Origin of the sequence: Novosphingobium sp. KA1, assembly GCF_017309955.1 — a bacterium.
Lineage (GTDB): Bacteria > Pseudomonadota > Alphaproteobacteria > Sphingomonadales > Sphingomonadaceae > Novosphingobium.
In genome coordinates, this window is the sequence record NZ_CP021247.1 from 3,425,494 (window position 1) to 3,449,673 (window position 24,180).

The window sequence follows — 24,180 nt, forward strand, 5'->3', positions numbered from 1 at the left end:
TATCAATACCCCCGCCCCGGATCGACGACATGGCCGAGCGGTTCGCCCGCAACGAACCGCTCGGCATTGGCAAGAAAGCGCGTCTCGCCGCGCGTATGGAGCAGATCCTGCGCCCGCCCCGAAAGGTGCATCGAGATATGGACATTCTCCCGCGACCATAGCGGGTGATCGGCGGGCAGCGGCTCGGGATCGGTGACATCGAGGAACGCGCCGCCCAGATGCCCCGAATCGATCGATGCCAGCAGCGCCTCCTGATCGATTACGGTGCCGCGCGCGAAATTGACCAGTGCCGCCCCCGGTTTCATCGCCGCCAGTTCCGCCGGACCGAACATGCGGTATGTGTCCGGAGTCGAGGGCACGATCAGGATCACCCAGTCGAACTGCCCCAGCACGCCGCGCCACTCCTCCGCGCCCAGTTCCCCCGGGCCCGGACGGCGGCGAACGCCGGTCACTCGAGCGCCGAAGGCTCGCAGGATTTCCGCGATGCGGCTGCCGATTTCACCGGCGCCGATCACCAGCACCTGCGAATCGAGCAGTTCGCGCTTGCCCGGAGGCTCGGCCAGCCATTCGTGACGATCCTGCGCGCGCACGACCTCGCGCCAGCCCTTGGCCATCGTCAACATACCCATGACAGTGAACTCGGCAACCGACTGCGCATGGATGCCCCCGCCGTTGGTCAGCGTGATGCCCCGTTCGCGCAGCAGGTCGAGCGGCAGCCAGTCGACGCCCGAGGACAGCACGTTGCACCACTTGAGCCGTGTTCCCCGCGTGACCGCCTCGCGCGCGGTCGTGCCGTCGATCAGGTGCAGCCAGACCGCATCCGCCTGTTCCACCATGGCAAGAAGTTCAACGCCATCGCTGTACCAGCGCGCCTCGATCCCCTCCGGCAAGCGCCCCTCAAGACCGGGGCGGAACTGCGCGGAGATGAGGACGATGGTCATTGACAGGCTCCGGACAGACATAACAACTTGAAGAAGAGTGAAATTGGCAGGGGAAGCCGACATGGCAAGACGGCAATGGGCATATGCGGTTGCGTTTCTGGGCTCGCTGGTCCCGTTCGGCGCAATGGCGCAGGACGAAGGCTCGCAGGAAGTCGTGGTCACCGCCTCGCGCCGCGATGCCGATGACTATTCCGCGACGATGCCCGCCGTGGGACTACGCCGAAAGGCCGACTTTGCCATCGTCGAAGTCACCGTATCGGGCGACAGCCGCGACAAGGCCCAGCGCGAGAGCGAAATCTACGACATGATCCGCAGCGCCATCGCCGCCGCGCCGGGCGCCGGCGTGCAACTGGCCTATGGCGAGCGTACGCTCCAGCCGCTCACCCCGCAGAACTACCGCGACCTGACACTGCGCAACGATTCCCGGCCCGACAGCCAACGCACCAGCTTTCTCGCGAAAGTACCGCTGACCGGCACGATCGATGCCCAGAGCGCACAGGCCGCGATCACGCGTTTCGTGAAATCGGTAAAGCCCGTCGGCCGCGCGCTGATGAGCGAGAGCGGCGACCTGACCCTCTCGATCGTCGCTCCGGACCAGTATCGCGGCCAGATCGCCGATGCCATCGCCGCCGATGCCAGGGGCATGGCGAGCCGGCTCGGCAATGGCTACGGCGTGGAAATCGAAGGTCTGCAATGCCCGGTCGAGTGGACGCGCGCCGGCCTTTCCGAAGTGCTGCTCTTCTTGCCCTACAAGCTGAAAGTCGTGCCGCTCGGCTAGGCGAGCTTCCATTCCCAGCCGAGCGGGTCGCCGTCCATCGCCTCCACGCCCTTGGCCGCAAGTCCATCGCGCAGCGCATCGGAGCTGGCGAAGTCCTTCTCCGCACGCGCGGCCTTGCGGCGGGCCAGCACGTCCTCGATCTCGGCCTCGGTGATTTCGGCCGCCTTGGGACGAAGGCGCAGATCGGCGCGGCCGGTGCCGAACAGATCAAGCCCGAGCACGGCATCCATTCGCTCGACGACGGCCCGCTTGGCACCCGCATCGACCTTCTTGGCGGCCAGCACATCCTCGAGCGCCGTCAGCGCGACCGCGGTGTTGAGATCGTCACGAATGGCCTTCTCGAACGTTTCGAGCATCGGCGCGAGCTTGGGGTGGCCGGGATCGCCGGCTTCCACATCGCCCAGCCGCTCCACCACGATAATCATGCGCTTCAGGCGCACGAGCGCGGCGGCGAGGCCCTCCCACGAGAACTCCAGCTCCGACCGGTAATGCGCCTGCAGGCACATCATGCGGTAGCCAAGCGGGTGGTAGCCCTTGTCGATCAGCAGTTGCAGGCGCAGGAACTCGCCCGAGGACTTGCTCATCTTGCCGGAACGCTCGACGAGGAAATTGTTGTGCATCCACACCTTGGCACCCGAATTTGCGGGCACGTCGAGGCCGCAGGCATCTTCGGGCTGGCAGCAGAACGCCTGGTTCTGGGCGATCTCGTTGGGGTGGTGGATCTCGCGGTGGTCGATGCCGCCGGTGTGGATGTCGAACGGGAAGCCGAGCAGATCGCCCGACATCACCGAGCATTCGAGATGCCAGCCGGGAGCGCCCCGGCCCCAGGGAGAATCCCATTCCATCTGGCGCTTCTCGCCCTCGGGCGTCTTGCGCCAGATCGCGAAGTCGGCGGCGTTGCGCTTGTCCTCTACGGCCTCGATCCGCCCCTCCCCCTCATCGGTGACGGCACGCGCAAGGCGGCCGTAGTCGGCAACGGTGGAAACGTCGAAGTAGAGGCCGCTTTCCAGTTCGTAGCAGTGCCTTGGCGCGATCTTCTCGGCAAATGCGATCATCTGCGGAACGTAGTCCGTCGCGATCGACCACTTGGCCGGCTGCCGGATATTGAGCGCCTTGATGTCGGCCCAATAGGCCTGCGTGTAGTGCTCGGCGATGTCCCAGATGGACTGGGCTTGCGCCCTTGCCATCTTCTCCATCTTGTCCTCACCCGCATCGGCATCGTCGGTCAGGTGGCCGACGTCGGTGATGTTGATGACGTGGGTAAGCTTGTACCCCGCATGGCTGAGCGTCCGGCCGAGGATGTCCGCAAAGACATAGGCGCGCATGTTGCCGATGTGAGGGTAGTTGTAGACCGTCGGCCCGCAGGTATAGACGCGCGCCTCGCCGGCGTGGACGGGCTGGAACGGCTCCAGCTGGCGGGTCAGGCTGTTGAACAGCGTCAGGCTTTGCGTCTCGGTCATGACGCAGGGCAATTAGGCAGGTGCCGGGCGCAGTCAAGCCACGCCCGGCATTCCGGTCATTCGAAACCGAGGAACTTCACCTGATCGTCCAGCGCCACGCGCGGGCGATCGAAGGCGTTTACCGGCGCGTCGAGGCGCTTGCCGATGGAGAGCCCACAGAACAGCAGGTGCGTCTCGTCCGACACGCCGATGTGGTCCTTGATGAGCCGGGCATAGAGGCCCATCCATTCCTGCGGGCAGGAATCGAGGCCCTCCTCGCGCAGCAGCAGCATGATCGTCTGCAGCCACATGCCCACGTCCGACCACTGCGGCGAACCCATGAAACGCTCGAAATAGCAGACCAGCAGCACCGGCGCGCCGAACGAGGTGACGTTCTGGTTCATGAAGGCCTGGCGCCCTGCGGCGTCGTCCCGCGCGATGCCCATGGCGCCATACATGAGACCGCCCAGTTCCTGCAGCCGCGCGGCGTGGCGGGGCGACTGCATCGGCGCGGACCAGCTGTATTCCTCGGGATCCTGTGGCTGGCTGGCCAGCATCTTATCCTGCAGCGCCTTGAGCGGCTCACCGGTCAGCACGGTCGCTTCCCAGGGCTGGAAGTTGCAACCGGAAGGCGCCATGCGCGCCTTGTCGAGCACGCGGTGCAGCACGTCGAGGCTCACCGGCTCGTCGCTGAAGGCGCGGATCGAGCGGCGGCTGAGGACGGCGTCGGTGACGTTCATGAATTTCCCTTCGTTGGCGGCAGTTTGCAATCCGCCGCCGAACTTGGGACCGGGCGGCACATATTCAATACCGCCCGGTAGAAAAATCACTCTTCCTCGAACAGACCTGCAAGCTGCTCGATCATCGTGCCGCCAAGCTGCTCGGCATCCATGATGGTGACGGCGCGCCGGTAATAGCGCGTAACGTCATGGCCGATGCCGATGGCAACAAGCTGGACCGGGCTCTTGGCCTCGATCCATTCGATCACCCGACGCAGGTGCGCCTCGAGATAACCCGCCGAGTTCACCGAGAGGGTCGAATCGTCCACCGGCGCGCCGTCCGAGATCACCATCAGGATGCGGCGATCTTCCTGGCGGGCGAGCATCCGGTTATGCGCCCAGAGCAGCGCCTCGCCGTCGATGTTCTCTTTCAGCAGCCCTTCGCGCATCATCAGGCCGAGGTTCTTGCGCGCGCGGCGCCAGGGCTCGTCCGCCTTCTTGTAGACGATGTGGCGCAGGTCGTTGAGGCGGCCCGGATGGGCGGGACGGCCGCTGGCGAGCCATGCCTCGCGGCTCTGCCCGCCCTTCCACGCGCGGGTGGTGAAGCCGAGGATTTCCACCTTCACGCCGCAGCGTTCCAGCGTGCGCGCCAGCACGTCCGCACTGATCGCCGCGATCGAGATCGGCCGCCCGCGCATGGACCCCGAATTGTCGAGCAGCAGCGTGACGACGGTGTCCTTGAACTCGACATCGCGCTCGATCTTGTAGGACAGCGACTGGCCGGGCGAGACGACCACACGGGCCAGCCGCGCGGCATCGAGCATGCCCTCTTCCTGATCGAAGTCCCACGAGCGGTTCTGCTGCGCCATGAGGCGCCGCTGGAGGCGATTGGCCAGCCGCGTGACGACGCCCTGAAGGCCCTTGAGCTGCGCGTCGAGATAGGCGCGCAGGCGGGTCAGCTCCTCTTCGTCGCAGAGGTCCGCGGCGCCGACCACTTCGTCATAGGCCTCGGTGAAGACCTGATAGTCGAAGCTTTCCGGAATGTCGGTCCAGGGGCGGTTCGGGCGGACCGGCAGCATGCCCTCATCGCCCTCGTCGCCTTCCTGGCCCTCGTCCATGTCCGCCGGATTTTCGCCCTCGGCCTCGGCCTCCCCCTGGTCCTCGCCCCGGGAGGGTTCGGCGGCGGCTTCGGCAGGCTGCTCCTCGCGCCCGCTTTCATCGCCGGTCTCGTCTTCCTCGGTCTGCTCGTCGCCGTCCATCTCGTCGGCGTCCTCGGGCGGCAGGTCGACTTCATCGGCCTGCGTCATCTCAAGATGCGCGAGCATGTCGAGCGAGAGTTTCTGGAAGGCCTTCTGGTCCTCCAGCAATCCGGCGAGCGCGTCGAAATCGTCGCCCGCCTTCGATTCGATCCAGCGGCGCACCATCTGCACGCCGTCCTGCGCCACGTCGGGCACGGGCTGGCCGGTCAGGCGCTCGCGCAAAAGCAGTGCCAGCGCCGTCGGCACCGGAACCTTGTCCGGCGCATCGGCGCGCGCGATCGGGTCGCTGGCGATGCGCGCTTCCAGCGAGGCGTCAAGATTGTCGCGCATACCGGCATAGGCATTGGCGCCCAGCGCTTCGTAGCGGACCATCTCCACCGCGTCGTAGCAGGCGCGCGCGGAAGGTTCGGACGGGGCGTGACGGCGGTGCAGCGCCTCGTTGTGGTGGCGCAGCCTGAGCGCAAAACTGTCGGCATAGCCACGCGCCTGCATCGCGGCGGCGCGTGGTACGGAGCGGCCCGGCATCGGGATGCGGAAGGTGCCCCCGGTCGCGCTGGGGGCATCGGCGGTCCAGTTGACCTCGACTTCGGCATCGTTGGCGATGGCGCGCGAAGCGCCGGTCAGCGCGAGCTTGAAGCGGTCGACAGGTGTTTCTTCGGACATCACCGCTCAATGGCGACATCGCCGCGCAGGCGCAAGACGCTGGAATGGAAATCCGCGACACGCGGATCTTGCGGCACCGGCCCACTCCCCCATCCGACTTCCCGTCAGGATATGCTCGTGGGAGGTCGGGTGGGGGAGTGGGCCGGTGCCGCACGGGAAATGCCCGAATGGGCATTTCCCTTGCAGCCTGTCAGAGGCTCTGGCCGGTCTTGGCCCAGTCGGCCATGAAGCCTTCGATGCCCTTGTCGGTGAGGACATGCTTGACCAGGTTCTTGATGACCGCCGGCGGCATCGTCGCGACGTCGGCGCCGATGCGGGCGCATTCGAGGACGTGAACCGGGTGGCGGATCGAGGCGGCGAGGATCTCGGTCTCGAAGGCGTAGTTGTCGTAGATCAGGCGGATGTCGCGGATCAGGTCCATGCCGTCGAAGCCGTTGTCGTCATGACGGCCAACGAAAGGCGAGATGAACGAGGCGCCCGCCTTGGCGGCGAGCAGCGCCTGGTTGGCCGAGAAGCACAGGGTGACGTTGACCATGGTGCCGTCGCTGGTCAGCGCCTTGCAGGTCTTGAGGCCGTCGAAGGTGAGCGGCACCTTGATGCAGACGTTGTCGGCGATCTTGCGCAGGATTTCGGCCTCGCGCATCATGCCGGCATGGTCGAGCGCGACGACTTCGGCGCTGACCGGACCATCGGTAAGGCCGCAGATTTCCTTGGTGACTTCGATGAAGTCACGGCCGGACTTGGCAATCAGCGACGGGTTGGTGGTAACGCCGTCAAGCAGGCCGGTAGCGGCCAGCTCGGCGATTTCGGCAGTGTCGGCGGTGTCGACGAAGAACTTCATGGCGGGGTTCCTGTAATGGCATCACGCCCCTCAGGCCCACGGCCCGAGGGGCGATTCTGGCGCCCCCTATAGGCACAGAGCGCCGTGCTGGATACCCCGCCGAACGGCCGAACGATCAGGCCGCCTTGAAGGTGGCGATCAGCAGGCTGTCGCCCGTCTGTGCCGGATCCTGCCGGATGGCCGCCTCGGCCGAGCCGATCTCGTACCAGATGGCATTGTCCGCCTCGATCGCCAGGGCATGGGCGGCATCGGTGATCGTCACCCCCTTCAGCGCGGCAATCGCCTCACCCAGCGTGGGATCACCGGCCTGCTGCATCGCCCGTTCCATGTCCGGGAGCATGGCATTGACCAGCGCCGGGCCCATCGCCTTGCGCAGCAACGTGGTTGCCGCGGTACGGCCGCCGCCGAGCACCTCGGCAGGGTCGGGAATCGGAACCTGCCGGGCCGCCTGCGCCACCAGCGGGGCGGCCACCGCCGCGCTCTTGCCGGCGATGGTGTTGAGCTGGTGCTGCAGCTTCATCCTGAAATCGGCAGAGCGCAACTTGCGCGAGCGGGTCGCACCGGTGCGGGTGAACAGCACCGGCAGCGCAATGCGCGCAACCGGGCTGGTCCAGAACCCGTCCGGCTGGACCAGCCAGGTGAAGGCACGCTCGGACGACAGCCGCATCAGGCGGCGCACCGGCTCGGCATCGCTGGTGAAAGCTCGGCGCAGGCCCGTCGTGGCGCAGCCGGAAACGGCAAAGGCCCCCAGCAGCGCGAAGCCGCCCAGCAGGGCACGGCGCTCGATCATGTACCCCTGCCCCGCACCTTCATGTCCGTCCGCCAGGTCCGGCGATCCCCAATTCACCATCATCATGTCCTTCACGCGACCTTACTCCGATGCCTATATGCATTTCAGATGAAACGCATTCGAATCCTTGTCTTCAATGCCGCGCTGGGCGTGCTCGACTACCGCGTGCCCGAAGGCAGGCCCGTCGAACACGGATCCGTGGTGATCGCGCCGCTCGGCCCCCGTCAGGTTCTGGGGATCGTCTGGGAGGCGGAACGCCTGAGCGCGCAAGAAGTGCCCGAAAGCAAATTGCGTCCGATTCTGGAAGTCCTGCCGGTCCCGCCCATCCCCGAGCGGCTCCGGCGGCTGATCGAGTGGACGGCGGACTATTACTGCGCCCCGCTGGCCTCGGTGGCCCGCATGGCACTGGGGTCGATGGCAGCGCTGCGCGGCGGCGGGACCACCACCGAGTACAGGCTGACCGGCATGGAACCGGCCCGCCTCACCCCGCAGCGCGCCGCAGCGCTGGATGCGCTGCAGGGCGAGCAGGCCTCGATCAAGGAACTGGCGGAGCTGGCCTCGGTTTCCGACGGCGTGCTGCGCGGCATGGTCGGCGCGGGACTGCTGGAGCCGGTCACCGTCGACCTCGACCGCCCCTATCCGCGCGCCAACCCGGAATTCGCGGTCCCGGAACTGTCGGAGGGACAGCAGGCCGCCGCGGATGTTTTCGTGGAGGCCGTCCGCACCCCCAGGTTCGCGCCGTTCCTGCTCGACGGGGTCACCGGCTCGGGCAAGACCGAAACCTACTTCGAGGCCGTGGCCGAAGCGCTGCGTCTGAATCGGCAGGTGCTGGTGCTGCTGCCGGAGATCGCGCTCACCGAGAACTTCCTTCGCCGCTTCGAACATCGCTTCGGGGTATCGCCGATCCTCTGGCACTCCTCGCTCAAGTCCAGCGAACGCCGCCGCGCGTGGCGCTCCATCGTTCTAGGGGACGCTCAGGTCGTCGTAGGGGCACGTTCTGCCCTGTTTCTGCCTTACGCCCATCTCGGCCTGATCATCGTCGATGAAGCCCACGAAATCTCGTTCAAGCAGGACGACGGCGTGCGCTACAACGCCCGCGACGTGGCGGTCATGCGCGCCAAATTCGAGGCTTTTCCGGTCATCCTCGCCAGCGCCACGCCGGCGCTGGAGACGATGCAACTGGCTGAGGCCGGGGTCTACAGAAAGATCGACCTCCCCGCCCGCTTCGGCGGCGCGCAATTGCCCGACATCCAGATCGTCGACTTGCGCAAGGAAGCGCCGGAACGCGGCAAATGGCTGGCGCCGCGCCTGGTCGAGGAAATGAAGGCCCGCCTTGCGCGCGGCGAGCAATCGCTGCTGTTCCTCAACCGCCGCGGCTATGCGCCGCTGACGCTGTGCCGCCACTGCGGCTACCGCTTCCAATGCCCGAACTGCACGGCCTGGCTGGTGGAGCACCGCTTCTCCCAGCGCCTGGCCTGCCACCACTGCGGCCACGAAGTGCCGGTGCCCGAGGCCTGCCCCGAATGCGGCACCGGCGACTGCCTGGTCGCCTGCGGCCCCGGCGTCGAGCGCATTGCCGACGAAGTCGCGGAAATCTTGCCCGAAGCGCGCGTGGCGCTGGTGACTTCGGACACCATGAACACCGCCGAAGCCATGAACGAATTCGTCGCCAAGGCGGAAAACAAGGCGATCGACGTGATCGTCGGCACCCAGCTGGTCACCAAGGGATACCACTTCCCCGAACTGACACTGGTGGGCGTGGTCGATGCCGATCTCGGCCTTGAAGGCGGAGACTTGCGCGCGGCGGAACGGACCTATCAGCAGGTCGCCCAGGTCGCCGGGCGCGCCGGGCGCGGCGAGAAACCCGGCGAAGTGCTGATCCAGACGCGCCATCCGGAAGCCTCGGTCATCGCGGCGCTGGCGGCCGGAGATCGCGACGCCTTTTACGCCGCCGAAATCGAGGCACGGCGCGATGCCAATGCCCCTCCGTTCGGGCGCTGGGCCGCGATCATCGTCTCTTCCGAGGATCAGGCCGAGGCCAAGGCCGCCGCCCGCACCATCGGCGGCACCGCACCCAACCTGCCCGACATGCTGGTGCTGGGCCCGGCCCCCGCGCCGCTGTCGCTGCTGCGCGGGCGCCACCGTTTTCGCTTGTTGATCAACGCAAAGCGCTCAGCCGAACTGCAGCGGGTGCTGCGCGAATGGCTGGAGCCGCTCCAGTTCCCGCGCGGCGTGCGCGTGCACATCGACGTCGACCCCTACAGCTTCGTCTGAGCCTTCTCACGACGCAGCAGTTCGCGCTTGATCGCCTCGCCATAGGCATAACCGCCGATCGATCCGTCGGAGCGGATCACGCGGTGGCAAGGGATCAGCACGGCCACGTTGTTGGCGCCATTGGCCGACCCCGCAGCCCGAACCGCGCCGGGCCTGCCGACGGCAGCGGCAATCTGCGCGTAAGTCCGGGTCTCCCCGGGAGGAATGCGCTGCAACTCGCGCCAGACCGCCTGCTGGAACGCGGTGCCCTGCACGTCGAGCGGGATCGCGCGCGATTGCCCCGGCTGCTCGACGGCCGCAACGACATCCCTTGCGATCCGCGCGAAGTCCTCGCCGCCTTCGACCAGGTCGGCCTTGGGGAAGCGCTCGGCCAATTCCTCGCGTCCCTCACCGAACGACAACCGGCAAACGCCCTTGGCGGTGGCGGCAACCAGCATCGCCCCCAGCGTGGTCGGCACCACAGACCAGTGGATCACCACCCCGGCTCCGCCGCCACGCCAAGCCGAAGGCACCATGCCCATCCGCCCGTCGCTCCCCGCGTAAAACCGGGACGCGGCACCAAAACCGGCTTCGTAGATCGCCTCGGTCACGCTGGCACCATTGCTCAGCGCCTCACCCGCGCGATCGAAGCGCCGCGCACGGGCATATGCGGCGGGCGAAAGCCCCACCGCCCGCTTGAACACACGCTGGAAATGCGTGGGGCTATAACCGACCGCATCCGCCAGTTCGGAAAGCCCCGGCGCGACGCCGTCCACCGCGTCCAGCATCTTCAGCGCGCGATTCACCGCCTCATCGTCGCGGGAAACTTCATTGGGCCTGCATCGCAGGCAGGCCCGCAGCCCGGCGAGTTCTGCCTCACCGGCCTCCTCAAAGAAGCGCACGTTCTCCCGCTTGGGATGGCGCGCCGAACAGGACGGGCGGCAGTAAATGCCGGTGGAGAGAACCCCGGTAACGAAACGCCCGTCGAAGGACTTGTCCCGCGCCATTACGGCCTGCCAGGCCCGCTCCTCATCGACGGGAGCGTGATCGGCTTGGGCGGTCGTCGGAGTCACAAGCCTTCTCCCTCTCGTTCGATCCGGGCCGCGAAACAGCCATAGGCGGCGTTGTGAGCATGAATGCAGGCCACACGCGGTTCGGCAAAGAGCGCAGCGATTCCCGCCTCCACCTCTCCCGACCCGGCCAGCAGCGCCCGCACCATCATGCCCTCATCATCAAATCCACGCAGCGACATCGTCCGGCCGGCGAACACCGGCGGCAGCCGATCGATCCACGGCTCGGGCGTCGACACCCCATCGCGAACATATATCGCATGTGCGGTTCGATAGGGATTCGCCACATCGTGGCTCGTGAAATTGATCAGCAGAACCCGCTCACCTTGCCGCGCATCTTCAAGGCTGGCGCGGCACGGAAAGCCGGGATGCGCATCGGCGACTACCATTCGTGCGCCGGAACGTCTCAGTTCCGCGTCACTCATGAAGAAATAGGGGGCGAAATCACCTGCCTCCAGGCCAACGATTCGAAAAGACACTGCCACACTCCTGCCACGCTTCACCCGAAGTTCTGCAGCACCCACGCCGCCCCCGCTTCCCGCACCTTGCTTTCAAACCGCTTTTTTGGGCATTGTCCCCAGGTGGCCACCCGCACCTTGCATAGTAACACTATCGTCGCTATGCGCGCCCCGTCTGCGGGCCGGGGGGCACGTTATATTCGTGTACCCAAGTGCCTCAGCCCACCCGATGTAAGGATAGGACACGCGTGGAGAATTCCGGCGGCATCAAAGCCAGCTTGCAAGGGCGCTACGCTTCGGCGCTGTTTGACCTTGCCAGCGAGAACGGCGTCGTAACGAGCGTCGAGGGCGACCTCGAGCGTATCGGCGCTGCGATCAAGGAAAACGGCGACCTCGCCGACCTGATTCGCAATCCCGAAATCAGCCGCAAGGCGGCCGGTGCGGCCATGGAGGCTGTGGCCGACGTGCTTGGCCTGGCACCCCTGACGAAGAATTTCGTCGGCGTGCTGGCGGCCAATCGCCGTCTTTCCGCGCTGCCCGAGATCATTCGTGCCTTCGCCGCGATCGCCGCTGCCCAGCGCGGCGAGGCGACTGCCGAAGTCACCACCGCGCACCCGCTCAACGACGCTCAGGTCGAAGAGCTGCGCCAGAAGCTGGAACTGCGCGAGGGCCGCAAGATCAGCGTGAAGACCAGCGTTGACGCCGATCTGCTCGGCGGCCTGGTCGTCACCATCGGCTCCAAGCGCATCGACAGCTCGATCCGCACCCGTCTCAATTCGCTCGCCCAGGCCATGAAGGGCTAAGAAAGGCACCACAATGGACATCCGCGCCGCAGAAATCTCGAAGGTCATCAAGGACCAGATCGCCAATTTCGGCACCGAAGCCCAGGTTTCGGAAGTCGGTTCCGTGCTCTCGGTGGGTGACGGCATTGCCCGCATCCACGGCCTCGACAAGGTCCAGGCCGGCGAAATGGTCGAATTCGCCAACGGTGTGCAGGGCATGGCCCTGAACCTCGAAGCCGACAACGTCGGCGTCGTGATCTTCGGCTCGGACGCCGAGATCAAGGAAGGCGACAGCGTCAAGCGCACCAACACCATCGTCGACGTTCCCGTCGGCAAGGGCCTGCTCGGCCGCGTGGTGGACGCTCTCGGCAACCCGATCGACGGCAAGGGCCCGATCGTGGCTGAAAAGCGCGCGCGCGTCGAAGCCAAGGCTCCCGGCATCATCCCGCGCAAGTCGGTGCACGAACCCGTGCAGACCGGCCTCAAGGCGATCGACGCCCTCGTCCCCGTCGGCCGTGGCCAGCGCGAGCTGATCATCGGTGACCGCCAGACCGGCAAGACCGCCGTCGCCATCGACACCTTCATCAATCAGAAGGAAGCGAACGCGGGCGACGACGAGTCCAAGAAGCTCTACTGCATCTACGTCGCCGTCGGCCAGAAGCGCTCGACCGTGGCGCAGATCGTCCGTCAGCTCGAAGAAAACGGCGCGATGGAATACTCCATCGTCATCGCCGCAACCGCTTCGGAGCCCGCTCCGCTGCAGTACCTCGCGCCCTACACCGGCGCCGCGATGGGCGAATTCTTCCGCGACAACGCGATGCACGCCGTGATCGTGTACGACGACCTTTCGAAGCAGGCCGTCGCCTACCGCCAGATGTCGCTGCTGCTGCGTCGTCCTCCGGGCCGCGAAGCTTACCCCGGCGACGTGTTCTATCTCCACAGCCGCCTGCTTGAGCGCGCCGCGAAGATGAACGACGAGAACGGCAACGGCTCGCTCACCGCGCTGCCGATCATCGAAACCCAGGCGGGTGACGTCTCGGCCTACATTCCGACCAACGTGATCTCGATCACCGACGGCCAGATCTTCCTTGAAACCGGCCTGTTCTACCAGGGCATCCGTCCGGCCATCAACGTCGGCCTCTCGGTGTCGCGCGTCGGCGGTTCGGCCCAGACCAAGGCGATGAAGAAGGTTGCCGGCTCGATCAAGCTGGAGCTGGCGCAGTACCGCGAAATGGCGGCCTTCGCCCAGTTCGGTTCGGACCTCGACGCCTCGACCCAGAAGCTCCTCAACCGCGGTGCGCGCCTGACCGAACTGCTCAAGCAGAAGCAGTTCTCGCCGCTGAAGTTCGAAGAGCAGACCGTGTCGATCTTTGCCGGCACCAACGGCTACCTCGACGGCCTGCCGGTTTCGAAGGTCACCGAGTATGAAGCCAAAATGCTTGACTTCATGCACGAAAAGCACGCCGACGTTCTCGAACTGATCCGTTCGACCAAGGACTTCGGCGACGAAGCCAAGGCGAAGACCAAGGCTGCGCTCGACGCGTTCGCCAAGCAGTTCGCCTGAGATTGACCTGATCCTCCGTTCCGGTTGCCTGTAAAGGCGGCCGGAGCGGAAAACGGAGAGAAACGAGTGGCTTCGCTCAAGGAACTCAAAGGCCGCATCAACTCGGTCAAGTCGACCCAGAAGATCACCAAGGCCAAGCAGATGGTCGCCGCGGCCAAGCTGCGCAAGGCGCAGGCCGCCGCGGAGTCCGCGCGTCCCTACGCTGCGCGTCTCGCCGAGGTGATGGGCTCGCTCGCCAGCAAGATCACGGTCAGCGAGAACAGCCCCAAGCTGCTCGCCGGCACCGGTAGCGACAAGGTGCATCTGCTCGTCGTCGCCAACTCGGACAAGGGTCTGTGCGGCGCGTTCAACTCGAACATCGTCAAGGCCGCTCGCGTCAAGGCGCGTGAGCTGGAAGCACAGGGCAAGACCGTCCTGTTCTACCTCGTCGGCCGCAAGGGTCGCGCCGCGCTGCGCCGCGAATTCCCCAAGCAGATCGCGCACATGTTCGACACCACCGACGTGCGTGACCCCGGCTTCAACGAAGCCGAGCGCATCGCCGACGAACTGGTGGCCATGTATGAGGCCGGCAAGTTCGATGTCGCGCACCTGTTCTATTCGAAGTTCCGTTCGGCACTTCTGCAGGAGCCGACCGACCAGCAGATCATCCCGGTTCCCGCCCCCAAGGCGGTCGTGTCCGGCGATGCCGTGACCGAATACGAGCCGGAAGAGGAAGAAATCCTCGCCGCGCTGCTGCCGCGCTACCTGCGTACGCAGATCTTCGGTGCACTGCTGGAGAACGCCGCTTCCGAACAGGGCGCGTCGATGACCGCGATGGACAACGCCACGCGCAACGCCGGCGACCTGATCCAGAAGCTGACGATCCAGTACAACCGCAGCCGCCAGGCCGCGATCACCACCGAACTCATCGAAATTATCGCGGGCGCGGAAGCGCTCTAAGACATCGCAGGCAAGGAAACCAAAATGGCCACCGCACCCGTGCTAAACCAGACCGCCACTGGCAAGATCAGCCAGATCATCGGCGCCGTCGTCGACGTCACCTTCGAAGGTGAACTGCCGGCAATCCTCACCGCGCTCGAGACCGAGAACAACGGCCAGAAGCTGGTTCTCGAAGTCGCGCAGCACCTTGGCGAGAACACCGTCCGCACCATCGCCATGGACGGCACCGATGGCCTGACCCGCGGTCAGCCCGTCGCCAACACCGGCAAGCAGATCTCGGTCCCCGTCGGTCCGAAGACCCTCGGCCGCATCATGAACGTCGTCGGCGACCCGATCGACGAGCGTGGCCCCGTCGGTTCGGACATGTTCGCCCCGATCCACGCCAAGGCTCCCGAATTCGTCGACCAGTCGACCGAAGCGGCGATCCTGGTCACCGGCATCAAGGTCATCGACCTTCTCGCGCCTTACGCCAAGGGCGGCAAGATCGGCCTGTTCGGCGGCGCCGGCGTCGGCAAGACGGTTCTCATCCAGGAACTGATCAACAACATCGCCAAGGGCCACGGCGGCGTCTCGGTCTTCGCGGGCGTCGGTGAACGTACCCGTGAAGGCAACGACCTCTACCACGAGTTCCTCGACGCCGGCGTTATCGCCAAGGACGCCGAAGGCAACGCCACCTCGGACGGTTCGAAGGTTGCCCTCGTTTTCGGCCAGATGAACGAGCCCCCGGGCGCCCGTGCCCGCGTCGCTCTCTCGGGCCTGACCATGGCCGAGTACTTCCGCGACCAGGAAGGCCAGGACGTCCTGTTCTTCGTCGACAACATCTTCCGCTTCACCCAGGCGGGCGCCGAAGTGTCGGCTCTGCTCGGCCGTATTCCTTCGGCCGTGGGCTATCAGCCGACCCTGTCGACCGACATGGGCGCGCTGCAGGAACGCATCACCTCGACCACCAAGGGTTCGATCACCTCGGTCCAGGCGATCTACGTCCCCGCGGACGACCTTACCGACCCGGCACCGGCTGCCTCGTTCGCTCACCTTGACGCGACGACCACGCTGAACCGCGCCATCTCGGAACTGGGTATCTACCCGGCCGTCGACCCGCTCGACTCGACCTCGCGCGTTCTTGAGCCCCGCGTCGTCGGCGCCGAGCACTACGAGACCGCCCGCAAGGTCCAGGAAACCCTGCAGAAGTACAAGTCGCTTCAGGACATCATCGCGATCCTGGGCATGGACGAGCTTTCGGAAGAAGATAAGCTCACCGTCGCCCGCGCCCGCAAGATCCAGAAGTTCCTGTCGCAGCCGTTCCACGTGGCCGAAGTCTTCACCGGCATCTCGGGCAAGTTCGTGCAGCTCGAAGACACCGTGAAGTCGTTCAAGGCCGTCGTCGAAGGCGAATACGACCACCTTCCGGAAGCAGCCTTCTACATGGTCGGCGGCATCGAGGAAGTGGTCGCCAAGGCCAAGAAGCTGGCCGAAGAGGCGTAAGCGATCATGGCTCTGCACTTCGAACTCGTCACGCCGGCGAAGCTCGTCCGCTCGGAAAGCGTCCACATGGTGGTCGTCCCCGGCACCGAAGGCGAGTTCGGCGTGCTGGAGGGCCACGCGCCCTTCATGTCGACCGTCGCTGACGGCGCCATCAAGGTCTACAAGACCGAGAGCGGCATGCCGGAAGAGATCCGCATCACCGGCGGTTTCGCCGAAGTGGGCGAAAAGGGCCTGACCGTGCTGGCCGAGCACGTCGAAGGCTGATCTCGCAGCAGGCCGCATGGCTTTGAAAGGGGGCGTCGCCGGGCAACCGCGGCGCCCCCTTTTGCATTTATCGCTTTGGTAACCACTGCATGCCTAGGAATACTCGCAAATCTGCGAGATCCTCATGACAAGCATGCCGCTGACGTCGCACTTCCCGCGATCGACCACTATCCCTGCACGATCCCTTGTGTCGCGTCTGTGCGCAAGCCGCACCGCGCAGTTTCTTGTCATCCTGGCACTGGCCGTGGCGTTCCGGTTTCCCGCTTACGGCGAATGGAACTACGCCATCGACGACCAGTACTACGCCCTCGTAGGCCACCGCCTGCTCGACGGCGACTTGCTCTATGTCGACATCTGGGACCGCAAGGGCCCTGCCCTCTATCTGACCTTTTCGCTGATCGGGCTGATCTCGCGCTCGGCGATCGCCTATCAGCTTGTCGCCACCCTGGTTGCCGCGATGGGCGGTTACGGCGTCAATCGCATTGCCAGACGGCTCGCCCCCGCACAGTGGGCGCTGCTGTCCGGCGTCGTCTACATCGCCCTGCTCAATCGCTTCGAGGGTGACAACGCCGAGGCCGGCGTGTTCTTCAACACCTGGCTGATCGCGGCAGCGGCGCTGATCGTCTCGCGCCTCGATCGCCTGCGCCGGGGCCACATCGACCGCGCCGTCGTTGCCGCCTTTGCCTGCGCCGGGATCGCGATCGCCTACAAGCAGTCGACCGCGATCGAAGGCGCCTGCTTCGGCCTGTTTGTCATCGTCATGCTTCTTCGCGGCGGCTGCAAACCGCTCTCCGTGCTCTGGAAGGCCGCTCCGCTTGCGCTTGCAGGAGCGCTGCCCATGCTGCTGACCGGGCTGTTCTATTTTGCCCGCGGTCATTTCCCCGAGATGTGGACCGCGCTTGTCGAATCCAATCTGGCGCGCGGCTATGCCGACCCCGGCATCCGCTTCAAGGGCCAACTGGTCATGATCGGCATGCTTGGCATCCCGCTGGTCTTTGGCGGCATCGGCCTGCACCGCTTCGTCACCGAGGCGCGAACCTGCGGCGAACCGCAGCGACGCGAGGTTCTGGCGTTCGTCTGCCTCTGGCTCGCCGCCGCGCTGTTCGGGCTTGCCACCTTCCCCAACATCTACGTCCATTACGCCCAGTCGACCCTGGCGCCTTTCGCCATCCTTTGCGCGGGCTACTTCATCCATCGCCGCAGCCCCTGGCTCGGCATCGCCGCCCTGGTCGGCGTGAGCCTTGCGCTCTCCGGCACCTTCCACCTCAAGGACCGCTGGCAGGCCCGCTCGGCGGCGCGCGAGATGGTGGACTACATCCTTGAGCAGACCCCACGGCACGACATCTTCGTCTGGGGCAATCCGAACTTCCTCTACGCCGTGGTCGGCACCCGTCCGCCCAGCGTGCTCGCTTTTGCTCCGCACATGTACGAGGGCCGCGAATGGACCGGCATCGACGAGGTTGCAGCCTTGCGCCAGGTGCTTGCCGGCCGCCCCTCCACCGTGATCTCGCAGTTCCCGATCCAGGCCGCGCCGCTCAACATGACGAACGTCCGGCAGGTCGAGCGTTATGTCCGCGCCTGCAAGCGCCAGCGCAAGTTCACCATCTACGATCACAACGGCCCGCAAGTGCAGACCGTGTTCAGCGGCTGTGGACGATAGCCCCAAAATCCCGGCGCGAGCCGGTGCGGCATTAGGAAGTTATCAAAGTTTCAACCTTAATCCTCTGCATATTCGCACAGGTTCCCGGGGAAACCTGGGCAATCGTGGCGCTGGAAAGGTTTAGTGAGACATGACGGCATTCGGGCGACGTAACGGCATCGGAGGGATGGGCCAGGGCGCGCGTCCCGCGTTCGGCGTGGCCAAGCCGCTGAAGAGCGGCGCCGGCGAAAAGGCCCCTGCCCCCGGCACTTCGCCGCTTCCCGGCGGCGACCAGTTCCCGCCGGTCCCGGGCATGGACGGCTCCTCCTCCGCCCCGCAGAACCTGCGCGACGACGCGATGTCGCGCCTTGCCGAGCGTTCCAACGCGGTGCACTCGGGCGAGTCGGAACAGGGCGGCTTCGAAGCCTCGATCCACAAGATCAAGGAACAGGTGCTTCCCCGCCTGCTCGAACGCGTCGACCCCGAGGCCGCCGCCACGCTGACCAAGGACGAGCTTTCCGAGGAATTCCGCCCGATCATCATCGAGGTGCTGGCCGAACTGAAGATCACCTTCAACCGCCGCGAACAGTTCGCGCTGGAGAAGGTGCTGATCGACGAACTGCTCGGCTTCGGCCCGCTGGAAGAGCTGCTGAACGACCCCGACGTGTCGGACATCATGGTCAACGGCCCCAACCAGACCTACATCGAGAAGAAGGGCAAGCTCCAGCTCGCCCCCACCAAGTTCCGCGACGAGCAGCACCTGTTCCAGATCGCCCAGCGCATCGTCAACCAGGTCGGCCGCCGCGTCGACCAGACCACGCCGCTGGCCGACGCCCGCCTCAAGGACGGCAGCCGCGTCAACGTCATCGTGCCGCCGCTCAGCTTGCGCGGCACCGCGATCTCGATCCGCAAGTTCTCCGAGAAGCCGATCACCATCGACATGCTCAAGGACTTCGGCTCGATGAGCGAGAAGATGGCGACCGCGCTCAAGATCGCCGGTGCCTGCCGCATGAACATCGTCATCTCCGGCGGTACGGGTTCGGGCAAGACGACGATGCTCAACGCCCTGTCCAAGATGATCGATCCGGGCGAGCGCGTGCTGACCATCGAGGACGCCGCCGAACTGCGCCTGCAGCAGCCGCACTGGCTGCCGCTGGAAACCCGCCCGCCGAACCTTGAAGGGCAAGGCGCGATCACCATCGGCGACCTCGTCAAGAACGCGCTGCGCATGCGTCCTGACCGCATCATCCTGGGCGAAATCCGCGGCGCCGAGTGTTTCGACCTGCTTGCCGCCATGAACACCGGCCACGACGGTTCGATGTGCACGCTCCACGCCAACTCCCCGCGCGAGTGCCTTGGCCGTATGGAGAACATGATCCTGATGGGCGACATCAAGATCCCCAAGGAAGCCATCAGCCGCCAGATCGCCGAGTCGGTGGACATCATCGTGCAGGTGAAGCGCCTGCGCGACGGTTCGCGCCGCACCACCAACATCACCGAAGTGATCGGCATGGAAGGCGACGTCATCGTCACCCAGGAACTCTTCAAGTTCGAGTATCTGGACGAGACCGACGACGGCAAGATCATCGGCGAATTCCGCCCCTCGGGCCTGCGTCCCTATACGCTGGAGAAGGCTCGCCAGTTCGGGTTCGATCAGGCCTATCTCGAAGCCTGCCTCTGAGCGCACGCACTTCACGTTTCACACCCGGTTGACACGCAAGCGGGTGTGAAACGCCGTAAACTTGTGAAGTCGGGCTCGCCGGATGCGGCGAAGCGATCAAGCTGCGACAGATAGGCCAGAAGCGCGCAATTGTCGACCTTTCGCTCGGTCGCGACATGGCGGCCACGGTACATCCGCACCTTGAGCACGCCGTAAAGCGCCCGCCCCGCCCGCTCCTCCAGTGTGACCTTCCGTTTTGGGCGCCTGTCACCTTGCGCCGAGGCGCCTGTCACCTTGTCCCACGCCGCCGCAAAGCTGCCCGCCCCCGGCCGGCGCCGCAGCCGATAGGCGGTCTCGCGCGTCATGCCCGCGCGCGCCGCGGCTTCGCGGACCGAGCCGGTCTCCGCCAGGGCGCCAAGGAAGGCCGCCTGCCGGGCCGCAGTCCAGCCATCGGCGCGGGCGCGCAAGGGCACGGGCGAGAAAGCGGGAACCCGCAGATGGCGGGGTTTGCTGCGGAGCGAAGGGCGTTGCATCAGCAAGGTTAGGACAGATTTGCCCGCTGTAGGAAAGCGCGCTTATCCCAGCGCGCGGGCAATCAGCGAGGCGGCAAGCGTCAGCATCGTCGCGCCGACCACGGCGTCCAGCACCCGCCACGCCGCGGGGCGGCCGAACAGCGGGATCAACAATCGCGCGCCGTAGCCCAGCGCCGAGAACCACAACACGCTGGCGCTGGCGGCACCGGCCACAAACACCGGCCGCAAGGCCAGCGGCTGGGTCGCACCCGCCGCGCCCATCAGCAGCACCGTGTCGATGTAGACATGCGGATTGAGGAACGTGAAACCCGCAGTTGCCGCCAGCGCGCGTCCCAGCGTGACGGTGCCGCCGCCCGTGACGTTCACCGAACCCGGCGCGGCCATGCGGCGAAGCGCGGCCACGCCGTACCAGCCCAGAAATGCGGCCCCGCCCAGCGAAAGCGCCCTCGTCAGTTGCGGCAGGGCCGACAGGAAGGCCCCCACCCCGGCGACGCCCGCCGCGATCAGGATCGAGTCCGCCGCCGCGCAGAACAGCACGATCGCGCCGACATGCTCGCGCCGCAGCCCCTGCCGCAGCACGAAGAGATTTTGCGCGCCGATCGCAATGATGAGCGCCGCCGACAGCGCAAAGCCGGAAAGGTAGGCCCCGGCCGTCATCGTCGTGCCAGGCCCTTGCGGGGAGCCGAGGACCCGGCACGCAGGCCGGACCACAACGAGACGAGCGAAGCGCAGACCACGCCGAGCGCAAGGCAGAGGGGGAAAATGATCGTGTCCATGAGCAGCACCTCTACCTGCGTCGACCAGATCAATAAAACTTGATCGCCTAAGGCTGATGAAGCATTGCTTCATCATGCTCGATTATCCGGCTCTGGCGGCGGTTTCCGCGGTGGTGCGTGAAGGCTCGTTCGAACGGGCCGCCGACGCGCTTGGCATCACGCCCTCGGCGGTGTCGCAGCGCGTGCGCGGCCTCGAGGAACGGCTAGGCACGGTGCTGGTCGTGCGCGCCCAGCCTTGCGAACCGACCGAGACCGGCCGCGCCCTGTGCGCCCATTTCGATCAGGTGCGGCTGCTGGAGGCCGACCTTGCCCCGCACCTCACCCCCCAGCTGCGCAAGGGCGAAGCGCCGCTGACGCTGAAGGTCGCGGTCAATTCGGACAGCCTGACCACGTGGTTTCCCGATGCCGCCGCCTTGTTCGTGGAAACCAGCGGCACCCTGCTCGACCTCATCGTCGATGACGAGGCGCATACCGCAGACCGTCTGCGCTCGGGCGAAGTGGCCGCCGTCATCACCTCCGACCCGGAACCGATCCAGGGCTGCTCGACGATCGAACTCGGCGCCCTGCGTTACCGCGCCTGTGCCTCGCCGGAATTCTTTGCGCGCCATTTTGCCGAGGGCGTCGATGCGCGTTCGCTGGCCGCCGCCCCGACCTTGCGCTACGACCGCCGCGACGCGGTGCAGGCCCGCTGGGCGGCCGAATTCCACGCAGTAAAGCTCTCGGCGCCGACGCACTGGGTGCCCTCCACGCAAGGCTTCCTCGATTTCACGGCAAGAGGCATCGGCTGGGGCATGCACCCCGAACCGCTTGCGCTGCCGCATATCGCCTCGGGCCAGCTCAAGGAACTGCCGCCGGGCGAGGCACTCGAAGTCAGCCTCTACTGGACCGTCACGCGGCTTCAGGCAGGGGCGCTGCGCGCCCTGACCGATGCCGTGCGCAAGGCCTCCGGCGCCGTACTGCAAAAGCCGCGCAGCCAGCGGTCGGCCTCGACCTAGCGCGAAAACCAGTCCTTGGCGGAAATGCCCAGCAGCAGCACCGCCCCCATCAGGCCGATGAAGAACAGCGCCGTCCAGGGCATGAAGCCGACCCGGTCGAGATCGCGGCGCTTCATACGGCGATGGTCGCCGATCCAGGCGACGGCAGCCACAAACGCGCAGACAAGGCCCGCGATGGCCATGACAAGGTCGGTGTCGATCATGGCGCAGCCCCTTGCCTCGTCGTGACAGGAAGATAAAGCCCTCCCTCGTGAACGCATCGCCCGCCATGCCCGCCCGGACCGCCACGCCGTCACGCGATCGCCCGATGCTCGCCATCGGCTTGCGCCTGCTGGCGATGGTCATGCTCTCGACGATGTTCATGCTGATCCGGCTGGCCGGGCAGAACGGCGTCTCGGCGCCGGAAATGGTGTTCTGGCGCCAGGCCATGGCGGTGCCGCTGATCGCCGGCTGGCTGCTCGCGACCGGGCGTATCGGCGTGCTCAAGACGCAGCGCCTGCGCAATCACGCGATGCGTGCGACCACCGGCACCGTGGGCCTCGTGTGCAACGTCACCGCCGCGATGCTGCTGCCCCTGCCCGTGGGCACGACGCTGGGCTTCACCGCGCCGCTGTTTGCCGTGCTGATCACCGCGCTGGTGCTGCGCGAACATGTCGGGCCGTGGCGCTGGACGGCGGTGGTGCTGGGCTTCGTGGGCGTGCTGCTGATCACCCGGCCGGGCGAACAGGCGGTGCCGCTGGCCGGTCTTGCGGCAGGGCTTGGCGCCGGCGTGGTCGTCTCGATCGTCAGTTTCCAGATCCGCGACCTTGCCCGCACCGAGGCGCCGATCGCCTGCGTGTTCTGGTTCTCGTTCTTCGGCGCCCTGTTCGCCGCCGTGCTGCTGCCGTTCTACGGCCAGTTCCATGCGCCGCATGTCTGGGCGCTGCTGGTCGCGGTGGGGCTGGCGGGCACGCTGGCGCAATTGCTGATCACCGCCGCCCTGCGCTACGGCGCGGTGGCGAGCGTGGTGGTGATGGATTACAGCGCCCTGATCTGGGCGACCCTCTACGAATTGACGATCTTCGGCGCCTTGCAACCCTCATCGATCTGGGCGGGCGCGCCGCTGATCATCCTGGCCGGGCTCATCATCACCTGGCGCGAACACACCCTGTCCAAGCGCATCGCCCCGACGTCCGCGCTCGACGAAGGCGCGACCGAAGAGATCGCCGCCTGAATTTCCTCGAGGGAACCTGCTCCGCCATCACGCGTTGCTCTGAGCGATCCCGGCCATGCGCCGGAAGAGCCTGAAAGGAACGCACTATGGTCAGGAAAATCGTACTCGCCCTCGTGGCCGGCGGCATCGTGATGTCGGCCTCGGCCTGCAACACGGTCAAGGGCGCAGGCCGTGACATCGAATCGGTCGGCCAGGCCGGCGACGACGCGATCCACAAGTAATACCAACCTGCGTTGGGCTTGGCTCATTGCAGGTCGGCCGAGCCCGCGCGGCGCCTGAGCGTGCCAAGCTGCTGATGCGTCAGCATCACTGCAGCCTGGTATAATCCGGGCGGCAGCGCCTCTCCTCTTTCGCTATTCTTCGCCTTCGCCTAGCGGCAGAAGGTCCCGGCCAATCGTGGCCGCGGAGCAATAAGGGTAGCGAAAAGATGGTGAGGAAGCTGGTCCTGGTTGCCGTGAGCACCGGTCTCGTGCTGGGCCTGGCTGCCTGCAACACCGTACGCGGTGTCGGGCAGGACCTGGAATCGGCGGCGAACTCGGTCGACCGCGCGATGTGAGGAACACGGCCTGCCGGGTCATCCCGGCAGGCCGTTCCCGTGTTTCAGCTGTCTGAGACGTGCGCCGCAACCATGGCGCGGGCGCGCTGCCAGAGCACCAGCCGGCTCACCAGCACCACGCCCAAGGCAAAGCCTAGCATCCCGTCGGTCACCAGCAAGGCGGTTGCCGCCGGATGCCCGGCCCCGATCGCCATGCCGCCCGGCAGCACCAGCTTGCGCGCCATCACGACGCCGACGATCAGCATCAGCGCAAGCGGCGACTGGCGCACCATCACGCGGGCATCCTCGCCCTCACCCTCGACATGAAGCCGCATCAGGCGTGAACGCTGCATGCCGATGGCGCCGCCGACCACGAAACCCGCAGCGAGGCTGGCCCACCCCAGCGGCGATGGCATCATCGCGCTGAGCGCAAAGCAGACCACTGCCGTCACGATCAGCGGCATGATCCACAGGAGGGGGAGCCGGAGCGGGCGGGCCTTTTCCAGATTGCGGAAACGCCAGAGCATCACCGCGCCGAAAATCGCCAGCGGCACCCATGCCGCCATGCCGTTACCGGATCCCCCCAT

General features: G+C 66.1%; 26 protein-coding genes. 13 read left to right on the forward strand and 13 right to left on the reverse strand.

Annotated elements, in window-relative coordinates:
* Positions 1 to 2: 2 nt before the first annotated feature.
* Positions 3 to 941, reverse strand: a complete 939-nt coding sequence (locus CA833_RS16455; protein WP_207078659.1) for a D-2-hydroxyacid dehydrogenase — start codon at positions 939 to 941, stop codon at positions 3 to 5.
* Between the two features lie 61 nt (positions 942 to 1,002).
* Between CA833_RS16455 and CA833_RS16460 the strand changes: the two genes are divergently transcribed.
* Complete coding sequence (locus tag CA833_RS16460) at positions 1,003 to 1,719, forward strand: TonB-dependent receptor (RefSeq protein WP_142633336.1); 717 nt, start codon at positions 1,003 to 1,005, stop codon at positions 1,717 to 1,719.
* Here the strand turns inward: CA833_RS16460 and cysS are convergent.
* From cysS to CA833_RS16485, 5 genes are all read right to left on the reverse strand, one after another.
* Entirely contained in the window at positions 1,716 to 3,179 is a 1,464-nt protein-coding gene (cysS, locus tag CA833_RS16465) for a cysteine--tRNA ligase (RefSeq protein ID WP_207078660.1), read from the reverse strand. The two genes, CA833_RS16460 and cysS, sit on opposite strands and share 4 nt — an antisense overlap.
* A gap of 56 nt (positions 3,180 to 3,235) precedes the next feature.
* Entirely contained in the window at positions 3,236 to 3,898 is a 663-nt protein-coding gene (locus CA833_RS16470; protein WP_207078661.1) for a nitroreductase, read from the reverse strand.
* Positions 3,899 to 3,984: 86 nt separating this feature from the next.
* Positions 3,985 to 5,799 (reverse strand): cobaltochelatase subunit CobT, encoded by a 1,815-nt coding sequence (gene cobT / locus CA833_RS16475; RefSeq protein WP_142633330.1) that lies wholly within the window; start codon positions 5,797 to 5,799, stop codon positions 3,985 to 3,987.
* 190 nt (positions 5,800 to 5,989) lie between these two features.
* A complete protein-coding gene (fsa, locus tag CA833_RS16480) occupies positions 5,990 to 6,640 on the reverse strand; it encodes a fructose-6-phosphate aldolase (protein ID WP_142633328.1) in 651 nt (216 codons plus the stop codon).
* A 115-nt stretch (positions 6,641 to 6,755) separates the two neighbouring features.
* Positions 6,756 to 7,496 (reverse strand): DUF4197 domain-containing protein, encoded by a 741-nt coding sequence (locus tag CA833_RS16485; RefSeq protein WP_242526154.1) that lies wholly within the window; start codon positions 7,494 to 7,496, stop codon positions 6,756 to 6,758.
* 42 nt (positions 7,497 to 7,538) lie between these two features.
* Here CA833_RS16485 and CA833_RS16490 point away from each other — a divergent pair, with 42 nt between their 5' ends.
* Positions 7,539 to 9,704, forward strand: a complete 2,166-nt coding sequence (locus CA833_RS16490) for a primosomal protein N' (protein ID WP_207078662.1) — start codon at positions 7,539 to 7,541, stop codon at positions 9,702 to 9,704.
* Here CA833_RS16490 and CA833_RS16495 read toward each other — a convergent pair.
* Positions 9,689 to 10,756 (reverse strand): bifunctional transcriptional activator/DNA repair enzyme AdaA, encoded by a 1,068-nt coding sequence (locus tag CA833_RS16495; RefSeq protein WP_255535839.1) that lies wholly within the window; start codon positions 10,754 to 10,756, stop codon positions 9,689 to 9,691. The two genes, CA833_RS16490 and CA833_RS16495, sit on opposite strands and share 16 nt — an antisense overlap.
* Positions 10,753 to 11,232, reverse strand: coding sequence for a DUF1203 domain-containing protein (locus CA833_RS16500; RefSeq protein ID WP_242526155.1), 480 nt, complete (start codon positions 11,230 to 11,232; stop codon positions 10,753 to 10,755). The genes CA833_RS16495 and CA833_RS16500 overlap by 4 nt, the downstream gene beginning before the upstream one ends.
* A gap of 227 nt (positions 11,233 to 11,459) precedes the next feature.
* Here CA833_RS16500 and CA833_RS16505 point away from each other — a divergent pair, with 227 nt between their 5' ends.
* The 7 genes from CA833_RS16505 (at position 11,460) to CA833_RS16535 (ending at position 19,562) form a co-directional block, all read left to right on the forward strand.
* Positions 11,460 to 12,014, forward strand: a complete 555-nt coding sequence (locus tag CA833_RS16505; protein ID WP_142633323.1) for a F0F1 ATP synthase subunit delta — start codon at positions 11,460 to 11,462, stop codon at positions 12,012 to 12,014.
* 13 nt (positions 12,015 to 12,027) lie between these two features.
* Entirely contained in the window at positions 12,028 to 13,557 is a 1,530-nt protein-coding gene (atpA, locus tag CA833_RS16510; protein ID WP_207078663.1) for a F0F1 ATP synthase subunit alpha, read from the forward strand.
* A gap of 66 nt (positions 13,558 to 13,623) precedes the next feature.
* Complete coding sequence (locus CA833_RS16515) at positions 13,624 to 14,496, forward strand: F0F1 ATP synthase subunit gamma (protein ID WP_142633319.1); 873 nt, start codon at positions 13,624 to 13,626, stop codon at positions 14,494 to 14,496.
* Between the two features lie 24 nt (positions 14,497 to 14,520).
* Positions 14,521 to 15,978 (forward strand): F0F1 ATP synthase subunit beta, encoded by a 1,458-nt coding sequence (gene atpD, locus CA833_RS16520; RefSeq protein ID WP_142633317.1) that lies wholly within the window; start codon positions 14,521 to 14,523, stop codon positions 15,976 to 15,978.
* A 6-nt stretch (positions 15,979 to 15,984) separates the two neighbouring features.
* The gene (locus CA833_RS16525; protein WP_207078664.1) at positions 15,985 to 16,242 is read left to right on the forward strand and encodes an ATP synthase F1 subunit epsilon; all 258 of its coding nucleotides are present in this window, start codon (positions 15,985 to 15,987) and stop codon (positions 16,240 to 16,242) included.
* Between the two features lie 187 nt (positions 16,243 to 16,429).
* A complete protein-coding gene (locus tag CA833_RS16530) occupies positions 16,430 to 17,902 on the forward strand; it encodes a hypothetical protein (protein ID WP_242526156.1) in 1,473 nt (490 codons plus the stop codon).
* Positions 17,903 to 18,032: 130 nt separating this feature from the next.
* Positions 18,033 to 19,562 carry a CpaF family protein gene (locus tag CA833_RS16535; RefSeq protein WP_207078665.1) on the forward strand — a complete coding sequence of 510 codons (1,530 nt, stop codon included), beginning with the start codon at positions 18,033 to 18,035 and terminating at the stop codon, positions 19,560 to 19,562.
* An 11-nt stretch (positions 19,563 to 19,573) separates the two neighbouring features.
* Here CA833_RS16535 and CA833_RS16540 read toward each other — a convergent pair whose 3' ends face one another.
* The 3 genes from CA833_RS16540 to CA833_RS27185 form a co-directional block, all read right to left on the reverse strand.
* On the reverse strand, positions 19,574 to 20,008 hold the full coding sequence (locus tag CA833_RS16540; RefSeq protein ID WP_207078666.1) for a hypothetical protein: 435 nt from the start codon (positions 20,006 to 20,008) through the stop codon (positions 19,574 to 19,576).
* A gap of 108 nt (positions 20,009 to 20,116) precedes the next feature.
* A complete protein-coding gene (locus tag CA833_RS16545) occupies positions 20,117 to 20,731 on the reverse strand; it encodes a LysE/ArgO family amino acid transporter (RefSeq protein WP_207078667.1) in 615 nt (204 codons plus the stop codon).
* Entirely contained in the window at positions 20,728 to 20,850 is a 123-nt protein-coding gene (locus CA833_RS27185) for a hypothetical protein (RefSeq protein WP_255535840.1), read from the reverse strand. Before CA833_RS27185 ends, CA833_RS16545 begins: the two co-directional genes overlap by 4 nt.
* Positions 20,851 to 20,906: 56 nt before the next feature.
* On the opposite strand from CA833_RS27185, the gene CA833_RS16550 reads away from it, so the two are divergent.
* On the forward strand, positions 20,907 to 21,845 hold the full coding sequence (locus tag CA833_RS16550; protein ID WP_305082433.1) for a LysR family transcriptional regulator ArgP: 939 nt from the start codon (positions 20,907 to 20,909) through the stop codon (positions 21,843 to 21,845).
* Here CA833_RS16550 and CA833_RS16555 read toward each other — a convergent pair.
* Positions 21,842 to 22,048: a hypothetical protein gene (locus CA833_RS16555; protein WP_207078668.1), complete on the reverse strand. Its 207-nt coding sequence runs from the start codon at positions 22,046 to 22,048 to the stop codon at positions 21,842 to 21,844. The two genes, CA833_RS16550 and CA833_RS16555, sit on opposite strands and share 4 nt — an antisense overlap.
* Before the next feature lie 47 nt (positions 22,049 to 22,095).
* On the opposite strand from CA833_RS16555, the gene CA833_RS16560 reads away from it, so the two are divergent.
* From CA833_RS16560 to CA833_RS16570, 3 genes are all read left to right on the forward strand, one after another.
* On the forward strand, positions 22,096 to 23,058 hold the full coding sequence (locus CA833_RS16560; RefSeq protein ID WP_242526157.1) for a DMT family transporter: 963 nt from the start codon (positions 22,096 to 22,098) through the stop codon (positions 23,056 to 23,058).
* Positions 23,059 to 23,144: 86 nt separating this feature from the next.
* Positions 23,145 to 23,279, forward strand: coding sequence for an entericidin A/B family lipoprotein (locus CA833_RS16565; protein WP_142633304.1), 135 nt, complete (start codon positions 23,145 to 23,147; stop codon positions 23,277 to 23,279).
* 206 nt (positions 23,280 to 23,485) lie between these two features.
* Positions 23,486 to 23,614 (forward strand): entericidin A/B family lipoprotein, encoded by a 129-nt coding sequence (locus tag CA833_RS16570; protein ID WP_142633302.1) that lies wholly within the window; start codon positions 23,486 to 23,488, stop codon positions 23,612 to 23,614.
* A gap of 44 nt (positions 23,615 to 23,658) precedes the next feature.
* On the opposite strand, the gene CA833_RS16575 is transcribed toward CA833_RS16570, so the two are convergent.
* Positions 23,659 to 24,180, reverse strand: coding sequence for a CcdC protein domain-containing protein (locus CA833_RS16575; RefSeq protein WP_142633300.1), 522 nt, complete (start codon positions 24,178 to 24,180; stop codon positions 23,659 to 23,661).

Bases quoted from the DNA above. Each gene is read 5' to 3' on its own strand.
- CA833_RS16455 (WP_207078659.1), bottom strand. From the start codon at position 941: ATGACCATCGTCCTCATCTCCGCGCAGTTCCGCCCCGGTCTTGAGGGG.
- CA833_RS16460 (WP_142633336.1), top strand. From the start codon at position 1,003: ATGGCAAGACGGCAATGGGCATATGCGGTTGCGTTTCTGGGCTCGCTG.
- cysS (WP_207078660.1), bottom strand. From the start codon at position 3,179: ATGACCGAGACGCAAAGCCTGACGCTGTTCAACAGCCTGACCCGCCAG.
- CA833_RS16470 (WP_207078661.1), bottom strand. From the start codon at position 3,898: ATGAACGTCACCGACGCCGTCCTCAGCCGCCGCTCGATCCGCGCCTTC.
- cobT (WP_142633330.1), bottom strand. From the start codon at position 5,799: ATGTCCGAAGAAACACCTGTCGACCGCTTCAAGCTCGCGCTGACCGGC.
- fsa (WP_142633328.1), bottom strand. From the start codon at position 6,640: ATGAAGTTCTTCGTCGACACCGCCGACACTGCCGAAATCGCCGAGCTG.
- CA833_RS16485 (WP_242526154.1), bottom strand. From the start codon at position 7,496: ATGATGATGGTGAATTGGGGATCGCCGGACCTGGCGGACGGACATGAA.
- CA833_RS16490 (WP_207078662.1), top strand. From the start codon at position 7,539: ATGAAACGCATTCGAATCCTTGTCTTCAATGCCGCGCTGGGCGTGCTC.
- atpA (WP_207078663.1), top strand. From the start codon at position 12,028: ATGGACATCCGCGCCGCAGAAATCTCGAAGGTCATCAAGGACCAGATC.
- atpD (WP_142633317.1), top strand. From the start codon at position 14,521: ATGGCCACCGCACCCGTGCTAAACCAGACCGCCACTGGCAAGATCAGC.
- CA833_RS16525 (WP_207078664.1), top strand. From the start codon at position 15,985: ATGGCTCTGCACTTCGAACTCGTCACGCCGGCGAAGCTCGTCCGCTCG.
- CA833_RS16535 (WP_207078665.1), top strand. From the start codon at position 18,033: ATGACGGCATTCGGGCGACGTAACGGCATCGGAGGGATGGGCCAGGGC.
- CA833_RS16545 (WP_207078667.1), bottom strand. From the start codon at position 20,731: ATGACGGCCGGGGCCTACCTTTCCGGCTTTGCGCTGTCGGCGGCGCTC.
- CA833_RS27185 (WP_255535840.1), bottom strand. From the start codon at position 20,850: ATGGACACGATCATTTTCCCCCTCTGCCTTGCGCTCGGCGTGGTCTGC.
- CA833_RS16550 (WP_305082433.1), top strand. From the start codon at position 20,907: ATGAAGCATTGCTTCATCATGCTCGATTATCCGGCTCTGGCGGCGGTT.
- CA833_RS16555 (WP_207078668.1), bottom strand. From the start codon at position 22,048: ATGATCGACACCGACCTTGTCATGGCCATCGCGGGCCTTGTCTGCGCG.
- CA833_RS16565 (WP_142633304.1), top strand. From the start codon at position 23,145: ATGGTCAGGAAAATCGTACTCGCCCTCGTGGCCGGCGGCATCGTGATG.
- CA833_RS16570 (WP_142633302.1), top strand. From the start codon at position 23,486: ATGGTGAGGAAGCTGGTCCTGGTTGCCGTGAGCACCGGTCTCGTGCTG.
- CA833_RS16575 (WP_142633300.1), bottom strand. From the start codon at position 24,180: ATGGGGGGATCCGGTAACGGCATGGCGGCATGGGTGCCGCTGGCGATT.